Source organism: Methylobacillus pratensis (assembly GCF_054072455.1).
Map to the genome: position 1 here is coordinate 400,955 of NZ_JBSUSR010000003.1, position 9,692 is coordinate 410,646.

Here is a 9,692-nt window from a genome sequence, read left to right on the forward strand (position 1 = left end):
ATTGATGCGCTTGGGCAATTCGGCGCTATCCCTTGCGTGATTATGGTATATTGCGCATCCTTTTGCCATTCGCTTTATTCTTACAAGCCATGACCCAAAGCCGCCGCCACCTTGAATTGCTCGCTCCGGCCAGGAATGCCGATTACGGCATTGCCGCGATCAACCACGGCGCCGATGCCGTGTATATCGGCGGACCGGCGTTCGGCGCGCGCGCCAAGGCGGAAAACTCGGTGCAGGATATTGCTCGGCTGGTGGAACATGCGCACCGCTATCATGCCGAAGTATTCGTGGCGTTCAATACCATCTTCCACGACAACGAACTCGAAGCCGCACGGCAGACCGCCTGGCAATTGTATGATGCAGGCGTGGATGCGCTGATCGTGCAGGACATGGGTTTGCTGCAGATGGATATTCCACCGATCCAGTTGCACGCGAGCACGCAGACCGACATCCGCACCGTGGAAAAGGCCGTGTTTCTCGACCAAGTCGGCTTCACCCAGATCGTGCTGGCGCGAGAGATGGACCTCAACACCATCCGCAAATTGGCCGATGCGACCAAGTGCAATCTGGAGTTCTTCATCCACGGCGCGTTGTGCGTGGCCTTCAGCGGCCAGTGCTACATCAGCCACGCCCATACCGGACGCAGCGCCAACCGCGGCGAATGCTCGCAGGAGTGCCGCCTGCCTTATACGCTGGAAGACAGCCAGGGCCGCATCCTCGCCAAGGATAAGCACTTGCTCTCGATGAAGGACAACGACCAGAGCGCCAATCTGCGCGCGCTGGCGGAGGCGGGCGTGAGTGCTTTCAAGATCGAGGGACGCTACAAGGATATCGCCTACGTCAAGAACGCCACGGCCTACTACCGCCAATTGCTGGACGACATCCTCGAGGACAACCCGCATTACCGCCGCGCCTCCTCGGGCCGCGCGACCTTCAGCTTCGTGCCGCAGCCGGAAAAAACCTTCAACCGCAGCACCACCGAATACTTCCTGCACGGACGCGGCGAGGACGTCGGCGCGTTCGATACGCCCAAATTCGCGGGCGAGGAAATCGGCCGCGTCACCAAAGTGGGGCCGGATTATTTTGAAGTGGAAACTGCGCTGGAATTGCACAACGGCGACGGCATCTGCTTCTTCGACGTGCACAAGGAACTCACCGGCATGCGCATCAACACCGTGCAGGGCAAGCGCCTCTACCCGAACGAAATGCCCGCCGACATGCGCCGTAACATGAAGGTCTACCGCAACCGCGACCATGCCTTTCTGCGCTTGCTGGAAAAGGATTCCGCCCAGCGCAGGATAGCTGTGGCAATGACGCTGCACGAAACGGCGGACGGCTTCGCGCTCAGCATGCAGGACGAAGACGGCTTCATGGCCTATGTGCAAACGAGCGCGGAAAAGCAGCCGGCCGAACAGGCGGAAAAGGCGCAAGCCAATATCCGCGAAAACCTTGCCAAGCTCGGCAATACCGAGTTTTCCGCTGGCGAAGTTGCGCTGGACCTCAAGGCGGCATGGTTCATTCCCAATTCCGTCGTCAACCAGCTCCGCCGCGACGCGGTAGCCCAGCTACAAGCCACGCGCCTGCTCGGTTACGAGCGCCCCAGGCCCGGCAAGCCCGCCGAGCCGCCCGCGCAATACCCGCAGGATACGCTGAGCTACCTCTCCAACGTCTACAACAAGAAAGCGCGCGAGTTCTACGAAAAGCACGGTGTGCAGGCGATTGCCGCCGCCTACGAGGCGAACGAGGAACTGGGCGAAGTGCCGGTGATGATCACCAAGCACTGCCTGCGCTACAGCTTCGCCATGTGCCCGAAGGAAGCCAAGGGCGTGATCGGCGTGCAGGGCACGATTACCGCCGAACCCATGACCCTCGTCAGCGGCAAGGACAGGATCAGCCTCAAGTTCGACTGCAAGCGCTGCGAAATGCACGTGATGGGCAAGGTACGCAAGAACGTGCTGCAAATGCCGCAACCGCAGCCAGTGCAGTTTTTCGCGAAGCGCCCTTGAAGATTACTATTTGCGTTGGAGATTAACATCGGTTTAAAAGGGGGAGTCAATACGTCTTAATATTCCAGAACGGTCAAAGTATAGATACGTTGGTCCTGCATAAATCCAGATTTCTTCTGTTCCTAATGCAGTGGTTTGTTTGAGAGTGCGCATAGGGTGACCATCTATGCTGCCAAGAACCTGTTGCTTAGTCATTCCGATCTGGTATTTATATCTATGACTCTCCATTTCCTGCCAAGAAGTACAGCCTTGCAATAAGAATAGATATACCAGTAATGACATGATGAGAGTTTTGTTCATGGTAAATTTTTAATAAATTCTTTACATACGCTCTCATTTAGCTCTGTGAGTGTCATTGTTACGTTAGAACTTGAGCCTCCAGAACCGCCAGACTCCATGAATACTATGTTTGTGGTTCGTTTGTTAGGATAAGACGCCTGATATACGGCAATCCGTTCCTGATACTTTTGGGCCTCACAAGTGGTATGAACTTCAATGCCCGTTTTCTGAAGAGACGGTAAAAGCTCGAAGCTACATCCCTCGAACAGGGTGCCAAAGCAAGGTTGATGGTTGCCTGCTCCAGGTGATAGTGAAATATTCTCTACACCAAATTTTGGATTTGATGAGGTCGAATAAGTAATAGTCCAAGCCAGGATATTCTTTTTCCTTAATAAGACATATGAAGGTTTACCAAGAACATTAATTTGAAGAAGTCCTTTTCTGTAAGAGTGTTCACCCTCGGTCTTAAAACCATCAGTTAACCAAACAATGGGACCGCTAGCCTGATGGTCCCAGCTTATTTGTTCTGTTTTTTCATCTGGCATTAAAAGAAGAATTGCATTTCCAAGCTCCAGTGGGCCTGCGGCTGTAGCGATCCATGGGTAAACTGGTTCAGCATATGCAGTTTGAAAAATAAAGAAACAAAAAAATGTGGAAACGAAATTACGCGCATAGCGTAAAAATTGATTAGCTTTCATGAGAAATAATTATTAGGATTTTACGAGATTTGCAATTTCATTTTTGAGTGTAATGCCAAGGGCTATCCCACGCTGATAGCTGGCTGAATGAGTATCATGAAACAGGCTCTCATGTTCTTTGGTATCGAGTAATCCATCTGCTACTCCCCGCTTGAAAGATAGCCCATGTCCATGTGGGATATCTGGAATATCTAGTGTGACTTTGTGTGTGCTGGACGACATTGTTTACTCCAATCGTGAGATTTTCTAGGTAGTTAAATTTTTTCTTTTAAAATCCTATTTTGGGATTATTCCAGAATGGGATTATTTATTCAAGGCATCAAAAATAGGTGCCTGAATGAAATCTACCGATACGCCGGAATACCAAGCCTTGCTGGAGTTGTTGGTACGTGCCAGGAAGCGACAAGGTTTAACGCAGGCAATGCTTGCCAGCAAATTAGGCAAACCTCAGTCATATATTGCGAAAATTGAGTCAGGGGAGCGCAGGATTGATGTGGTGGAGTTGTCTGAGTTAGGCAGATATCTGCGGGTCAGGGTTGATGTGCAGTATTTGGATGATGAGTTTTAGTTGCATAACTTATTTAAGGCGTACCTGCTTGCCTTGAGCCGTATGAGCGAAGCAAGTTTCGAGGGATTGTATTATTTCTTACTCAAGCTCGCGCTGGTGCCTGATCGCCAGTATCAATACCTGGTCAGTGAGCGGGTCGAATTCATACAGCGCGATATAGCCGCTTCGTCCGCGGGAAATCACGAGCTCCTTCAAGTCCGTGCCGGGTATAGGGCGGCCAATGTTCGGGTGCAATGCCAGCAGCGAGATGCCATGATCGATGATGTCGAAGGTTGCCACAGCCCATTCGGGTGATTGCTCCAGCAAGAAATCCACCAGTCTTTCGATATCCTCCAGTGCGGCGGCGGAATAGACGATGCTGGTCATGATTTCTGCTTGATGGGGTCGGGTCTGGAAAGACTTTTTCCTTGTATCTTGTTGCGCAGGTATGTGTGCACATCTCCTGCGGCATAAGCTATCCCGGAGTTTGCATATTCTGCTTTTGCTTCGAGGGCGCGGGCAATCAGTGCCTGCCGCTTTTCTTCCCGTATCGTCTGTTCTGTAAGCGCTTCCAGCATGAAGGCGTGCGCAGTTTTGCCGGTAGCATCGGCAAGCTGCTTGATGCGGGCTTTCAGGCTATCCGGTAATTTCAGGCTTGTCGTGCTCATGGGAATGGCTTCGTATGTTGGTGTCAATAAAGTAACACCTTGGTGCAGACGGGTCAATGCGGCGGCCAGTTATCCAGCACAAGTTTTGCCATATCCAGCAGTTCCTCGCAGCTGGCGCCGCTGGCGGCTTGTACGCTCATTCCCTGGTGCAAAGTGGCGATGTACTTGGCCAGGGTGGCCGGGTCGGCTTGCGCAGGCAGGTCGCTTTCCGCCTGGGCGCGTTGCAGGCGTACCGTCATGGCGGTTTCGAACCGCCGCCTGCATTGCGCCAGTGTTTCCTTTACCGTGGCGGTTTCTTTGCCGCAACTCAGCGACCCTGTATTCACCATGCAGCCGTGAGGCGTATCTGGCGCAGTGAGGAAATGGGCGCTTTCCACCAATAATTTTTCCACTACACGGTAAGCAGTAGGTTCAGCAAGCGCTGCTGAAACGAATGCGATCGGGCCGGCGATGTAGTGCTGCAGCGCTTTCTCGAACAATGCCTCCTTGCTGCCGAAAGCGGCATACAGGCTCGGCTTGTTAATTCCCATGGCATCGGTCAATTCCGCGACCGAGGTGCCTTCATAGCCGTGGGCCCAGAACAATCGCATCGCAATCTCCAGGGATGCCTCCGGGTCGAATTTGCTGGGACGGCCCCGTGGTTTCTTGGTGTCAGCCATGTTCATACTCGTAATCACTATCGAATTAATAATATTGTACCACTTGGTTAAAAATTATTTGACAATGCAATTTCGCACCGTTTAATATTTATTTACCGTTTGGTACATAAATATAGGAGATCAGCATGAGCAATACGGAAAATACGGTGGCATTGATTACTGGCGCCAACCGCGGCATCGGTTTCGAGACAGCGAAGGAGCTGGGCGAGCAAGGCATCCAGGTGATATTGGCTGTGCGCGACCCCGTAGGCGGGGAAGCCGCGGCGGAAAAATTGCAGGCGCTCGGCATCAAGGCGGCCGTGGTACCTTACGAGGCGGGAAAGCCAGGGGCCGCCGTCCAGGTGGCTGCGTTTGTCGAGCAGCATTTTGGCAAGCTGGATATTCTGGTGAATAATGCAGGCATCTTGAAAGAGAACCTGGTCGGCGACAACAACAGCAGCCAAGTGGAAGGCAAGGTGTTGCGCGATACCTTCGAGGTCAATTTCTTCGCCGTGATCGAGCTGACCCAGGCCTTGCTGCCCTTGATCAAGCGCTCCAAGGCCGGGCGGATCGTCAACCTGTCGAGCATCCTCGCTTCCCTCAGCCTGCACAGCATGCCGGACTCGCCTATCGAGCAGGCGAAAAGCGTCGCCTACAACACCTCCAAAACCGCCTTGAACGCTTATACCGTGCATCTTGCGCACGAGCTCAAGCATACGGCGATCAAGGTTAATGCGGCCCATCCCGGCTGGGTGAAGACAGCGCTTGGAGGCGCCAACGCGCCGATGGAGGTGGATGGCAGCGGCAAGACCAGCGCACAACTCGCTACGCTGGGCGCGGAAGGGCCAACCGGCGGATTCTTCCACCAAGGTGAAGCGTTGCCTTGGTAAGGTTGCCATTGCATGGCAGGCGCCTGCACTCCCGGTACCGCAAGCTCTTGTTCGCCTTTGTCATGTCCGCGGTGACCTCGCTGATCGTGTCGGCGGTGATCCTGGCGTTGCGCGGCATGCCTGCGCCTCTTTTCCTGCATCAATGGGCCCATGCCTTCATCACGGCATGGCCCGTGGTGTTCCTAGCCATTATCTTGATTGCCCCGCGGATCGATCGCTTGCTGGACTGGGTCGTGGAAAGGGACTAGGTAAAGGCGTCATCAACCTTTCGGTACTTGAGGATAGTGCTTGTTCAGCGTTATCTGTTCTCTAGCAGATGGGCAACAGTCACAGTTTCGGTAGTGTGCAGAGCTGTGACCGAGTTGCCGCGAAGCGTGAAAACAGCTATTCAATTGCCGCTGCGCGGTAAAACTCCACATAGAACCTGCCGGGGATGCCGAATTCCACCCAATGGACGATCTCCGGCAATATGACGATGGTTTCCCCCGCATTGGCAATCGCTGATGCCTCATGCGGCGGCGCCAGGCGGTAGACGACTTGGCCTTCCAACACATGCAGCAGGCCCCAGACGCCAGCCTTGGTGGAATGCTGCGATTGCAGGGCGGCCGGCAGGTTGTCCGGCGTGAAGTCCGGGGTGCGCTTGTAGGCTTCCAGCCCGTCGGGAAGCTGGCTGGGGATCAGGCTCATGCTTCCAGCCTGACCAGGTTTTGCGGCTGGCCTTCCGCCCAGGCGCTGATATTGGCAAGCGTGGTGCCGGCGATCGCATCGAGCGCTTCGCGCGTGAGAAAAGCCTGGTGCGCGGTGATGATGACGTTGGGGAAGGTCAGCAGGCGCGCCAGCACGTCATCCTGCAATGGAAAGTCGGATAGGTCCTCGAAGAACAAGTCCGCTTCTTCTTCATAAACGTCCAGGCCCAGGTAGCCCAAGTGGCCGCGCTTCAATGCGTCGATCACGGCGGGCGTGTCCACCAATGCGCCGCGGCTGGTGTTGATGAGCATGCTGCCTTGCTGCATGCGGCTGAGCGAGCTGGCATTGATGAGGTGGTGGGTCGCAGGGCTCAACGGGCAATGCAGGCTGACGATATGGGATTGCGCCAACAATGCGTCGAGCTCGAGGTAGCTGGCCCCCAGCGCAGTCACGTCCGGGTTGGGATAGGGATCGTAGGCCAGTATCTTGCAGCCGAAGCCTGCCATGATGCGCGCAAACGCTGCGCCGATTTGCCCCGTGCCGACAATGCCTACGGTCTTGTTGACCAGGTCGAACCCCGTCAATCCGCGCAGGCTGAAATCGCCTTCGCGGGTACGGTTGTAGGCGCGTGTCAGATGCCTGTTGAGTGCCAGAATCAATGCGACGGTATGCTCGGCAATTGCATGCGGCGAATAGGAGGGCACGCGCACGACGGCCAGGTTGAGCCTTTGTGCGGCTTCCAAGTCGATATGGTTGTAGCCTGCGGAGCGCAGCGCGACCAGTTTTGTGCCGTTGGCTGCCAGCTTTTCCAACACCGGTGCGGACAAGTCGTCATTGATGAAGGCGCAGATGACTTCCGCCCCTGCGGCAAGTACGGCGGTATCCACTGTGAGCTTGGGCTGCTGGAAGATGAATTCGGCGTTCTGGGGCCTGGGAAAGGCAAGAAAGCTTTCCCGGTCATACACCTGGGTGCTGAAAAAGACGATGCGCATCGGGTTCCTTTGCATTGGCGGTGGCAGGTCTGACGGCTTGATTAAAACATCAATGCAGGCCTGAGCCAAGCAAGAGCGCTGAAGATGAAAAAATAAGCCCTCCCGCGAGGGGAGGGTGGATACATCCAACGTCAGGGAAATGTGCTGGCGAATGAGCTTCGCTTCGAGTTGTTATGACATTAGCCCTAAAATTTTTAGGTCTTCTACTAGTAATGACACGCGAGAATGAAAAAAGGACACCTCTCGATATAAATATTTTTATAAGGCATTGAATTTATTTTGGTTTATTTTCTGACTGTAAAGGGTGATGGCTGGAGCCAGACGGGAGATATTCTTCAATCTGATTCTTCAGAATGACATGAAACTGCAATATTTTTGTGGCGAAATTGTCATGCGGTTAATGCGTTCGTACGTCTTCAGTTTCGCTGGGGAATGCCGTAAACGGTGGAGCTGCCGCTAGCGTGGCTTCATCCAGTCCAACCTGTTCCAATTCCCGAGTAGACAATGCAACTTCACGATATAAAAATCTCCACGCGCTTGATCGGCCTGAGCGTGTTTCTTCTACTGGGATCTTTGATCCTGGGCCTGACGGGTTGGGTTACGCTGTCAAAAACGAACACCCTGCTCCAGCTTACGCTGGAACAGGCTTCTGCTTCGGAAGAGGCCGTGGATACCGCCCGCAAGGCGCAGGTGATATTCAAGATACAAATCCAGGAGTGGAAAAATACGCTGTTGCGCGGCCATGATGCGGAAGCGTTTGCCAAGTACCGGGATGCCTTCATCAAGAGCGGCAAAGAGGCGCAGGCAGAACTGAGCAGGCTGCAGATTATTTTCGATAAGCTGAGCCTGGATAAGAGTGGGGTATCCGACGCGAAAAGCGCGCTTGCCAAGCTTGAGCTCGATTACCTTGATGCGCTCAAGCGGTTCGACGGTACCCGCCTTGAAAGCACGCAGATCGTCGACAAGCTGGTCAAGGGCATGGACCGCGAGCCAACCCAGAAGATCGACCAGATCGTGGCACTTGTCAGCGAACATTCGGCAAGCATCCGCGAGCACAACCAAACCGCTGCGCAGGCGCAGCACGATCTGGCTGTCGCCTCGATTTTGCTGGCACTGTTTATCCTGACTGCAGCAGGTGCCGGGCTCACCTACTGGATCATCACTAGCGTGACGCGCCCGCTCAATAATGCGATTGAAATCGCAAAGACCGTGGCTGCAGGCGACCTCACCGCGGACATCAGGGTATCGTCCCAGGACGAAACCGGCCAGCTGCTCTCGGCGCTGAAGGAAATGAACGACAGCCTGGTGCGTATCGTGAACAGGGTGCGCCAAGGCACGGATGCGATTGCGACCGGCTCCAGCCAGATCGCGGCGGGCAACCTGGATTTATCCTCCCGTACCGAGCAGCAGGCCAGCGCCTTGGAGGAGACCGCATCCTCCATGGAGGAAATCACCGCCACAGTGCGGCAGAACGCGGACAATGCCCAGCAGGCCAACCAGCTTGTTGCCTCCGCGTCCGAGATCGCCGTGCGCGGAGGCAACGTAGTATCCCAAGTGGTGGAAACTATGGGTTCGATCAACGAGGCTTCGAAGCGGGTTGTCGATATTATCGCCGTGATCGACGGGATTGCCTTCCAGACCAATATCCTGGCATTGAACGCGGCAGTTGAGGCTGCCAGGGCCGGTGAGCAGGGTCGCGGCTTTGCCGTGGTCGCCGCAGAGGTAAGGGGCTTGGCGCAGCGTTCCGCTTCGGCGGCCAAGGAAATCAAGGAACTGATCGGCAACTCGGTGGAGCGCGTCGGTACCGGGGAAAAGCTGGTGACAGAAGCGGGAGCGACGATGCAGGAAGTGGTGCAGAGCGTGCAGCGCGTCATCGATATCATGGCCGAAATCACTGTCGCCAGCCGCGAGCAGACCAGCGGCATCGAGCAAGTGAACATCGCGATCAGCCAGATGGACCAGGTCACGCAGCAGAATGCTGCGCTGGTTGAGCAGGCAGCTGCGGCGGCTGCCTCATTGCAGCAACAGGCGGACGAACTGGCCTTAGCCGTGGGCAGGTTCAGGCTGGCTGCATAGCATGCAATAGCTATGCCATACCCTAGACTAAAATCTTTGGATATTTACATCAGTCTCTCGAACATAATTCTACTAAATAAATTCCCTCTTTCCCCTAAACTGAAACGAATGCTTGAGGACCTCTTGTGTATAAGGGGCAAGGCCGTCTTGCCCTGACTCACAAGGATGGAGAGCAGGGATGGTATCGATTGTCACGGGGAATGGCCTGGGG

Annotated in this window: 13 protein-coding genes; 5 read left to right on the top strand and 8 right to left on the bottom strand. The window is 54.8% G+C overall.

Annotation, left to right across the window (positions count from 1 at the left end):
* The first annotated feature begins 89 nt into the window (after window positions 1-89).
* Window positions 90-2,006: a peptidase U32 family protein gene (locus ACW4YW_RS09390; RefSeq protein ID WP_457137288.1), complete on the top strand. Its 1,917-nt coding sequence runs from the start codon at window positions 90-92 to the stop codon at window positions 2,004-2,006.
* 33 nt (window positions 2,007-2,039) lie between these two features.
* Here ACW4YW_RS09390 and ACW4YW_RS09395 read toward each other — a convergent pair whose 3' ends face one another.
* The 3 genes from ACW4YW_RS09395 to ACW4YW_RS09405 are packed head-to-tail and all read right to left on the bottom strand — an operon-like array spanning window position 2,040 to window position 3,205.
* On the bottom strand, window positions 2,040-2,306 hold the full coding sequence (locus ACW4YW_RS09395) for a hypothetical protein (RefSeq protein ID WP_457137289.1): 267 nt from the start codon (window positions 2,304-2,306) through the stop codon (window positions 2,040-2,042).
* Window positions 2,303-2,983: a hypothetical protein gene (locus ACW4YW_RS09400; protein WP_457137290.1), complete on the bottom strand. Its 681-nt coding sequence runs from the start codon at window positions 2,981-2,983 to the stop codon at window positions 2,303-2,305. Before ACW4YW_RS09400 ends, ACW4YW_RS09395 begins: the two co-directional genes overlap by 4 nt.
* Window positions 2,984-2,995: 12 nt before the next feature.
* Entirely contained in the window at window positions 2,996-3,205 is a 210-nt protein-coding gene (locus ACW4YW_RS09405; RefSeq protein ID WP_457137291.1) for a hypothetical protein, read from the bottom strand.
* A 115-nt stretch (window positions 3,206-3,320) separates the two neighbouring features.
* Between ACW4YW_RS09405 and ACW4YW_RS09410 the strand changes: the two genes are divergently transcribed.
* Window positions 3,321-3,551, top strand: a complete 231-nt coding sequence (locus ACW4YW_RS09410; RefSeq protein WP_089375723.1) for a helix-turn-helix domain-containing protein — start codon at window positions 3,321-3,323, stop codon at window positions 3,549-3,551.
* Window positions 3,552-3,629: 78 nt separating this feature from the next.
* On the opposite strand, the gene ACW4YW_RS09415 is transcribed toward ACW4YW_RS09410, so the two are convergent.
* From ACW4YW_RS09415 to ACW4YW_RS09425, 3 genes are read right to left on the bottom strand one after another with little or no spacing between them, the layout of a single operon-like run.
* Window positions 3,630-3,917, bottom strand: coding sequence for a type II toxin-antitoxin system RelE/ParE family toxin (locus tag ACW4YW_RS09415; RefSeq protein WP_457137292.1), 288 nt, complete (start codon window positions 3,915-3,917; stop codon window positions 3,630-3,632).
* Window positions 3,914-4,255 carry a CopG family ribbon-helix-helix protein gene (locus ACW4YW_RS09420; protein ID WP_457137293.1) on the bottom strand — a complete coding sequence of 114 codons (342 nt, stop codon included), beginning with the start codon at window positions 4,253-4,255 and terminating at the stop codon, window positions 3,914-3,916. Before ACW4YW_RS09420 ends, ACW4YW_RS09415 begins: the two co-directional genes overlap by 4 nt.
* The gene (locus ACW4YW_RS09425; protein WP_457137294.1) at window positions 4,252-4,857 is read right to left on the bottom strand and encodes a TetR/AcrR family transcriptional regulator; all 606 of its coding nucleotides are present in this window, start codon (window positions 4,855-4,857) and stop codon (window positions 4,252-4,254) included. Before ACW4YW_RS09425 ends, ACW4YW_RS09420 begins: the two co-directional genes overlap by 4 nt.
* A 125-nt stretch (window positions 4,858-4,982) precedes the next feature.
* Between ACW4YW_RS09425 and ACW4YW_RS09430 the strand changes: the two genes are divergently transcribed.
* Window positions 4,983-5,726, top strand: a complete 744-nt coding sequence (locus ACW4YW_RS09430) for an SDR family NAD(P)-dependent oxidoreductase (protein ID WP_457137295.1) — start codon at window positions 4,983-4,985, stop codon at window positions 5,724-5,726.
* Window positions 5,720-5,974 (top strand): DUF2798 domain-containing protein, encoded by a 255-nt coding sequence (locus tag ACW4YW_RS09435; RefSeq protein ID WP_457137296.1) that lies wholly within the window; start codon window positions 5,720-5,722, stop codon window positions 5,972-5,974. Before ACW4YW_RS09430 ends, ACW4YW_RS09435 begins: the two co-directional genes overlap by 7 nt.
* Window positions 5,975-6,110: 136 nt before the next feature.
* On the opposite strand, the gene ACW4YW_RS09440 is transcribed toward ACW4YW_RS09435, so the two are convergent.
* The gene (locus ACW4YW_RS09440; protein ID WP_457137297.1) at window positions 6,111-6,413 is read right to left on the bottom strand and encodes a DUF1971 domain-containing protein; all 303 of its coding nucleotides are present in this window, start codon (window positions 6,411-6,413) and stop codon (window positions 6,111-6,113) included.
* On the bottom strand, window positions 6,410-7,405 hold the full coding sequence (locus ACW4YW_RS09445; protein WP_457137298.1) for a 2-hydroxyacid dehydrogenase: 996 nt from the start codon (window positions 7,403-7,405) through the stop codon (window positions 6,410-6,412). Before ACW4YW_RS09445 ends, ACW4YW_RS09440 begins: the two co-directional genes overlap by 4 nt.
* A gap of 504 nt (window positions 7,406-7,909) precedes the next feature.
* On the opposite strand from ACW4YW_RS09445, the gene ACW4YW_RS09450 reads away from it, so the two are divergent.
* A complete protein-coding gene (locus ACW4YW_RS09450) occupies window positions 7,910-9,481 on the top strand; it encodes a methyl-accepting chemotaxis protein (protein ID WP_457137299.1) in 1,572 nt (523 codons plus the stop codon).
* Window positions 9,482-9,692: the final 211 nt, after the last annotated feature.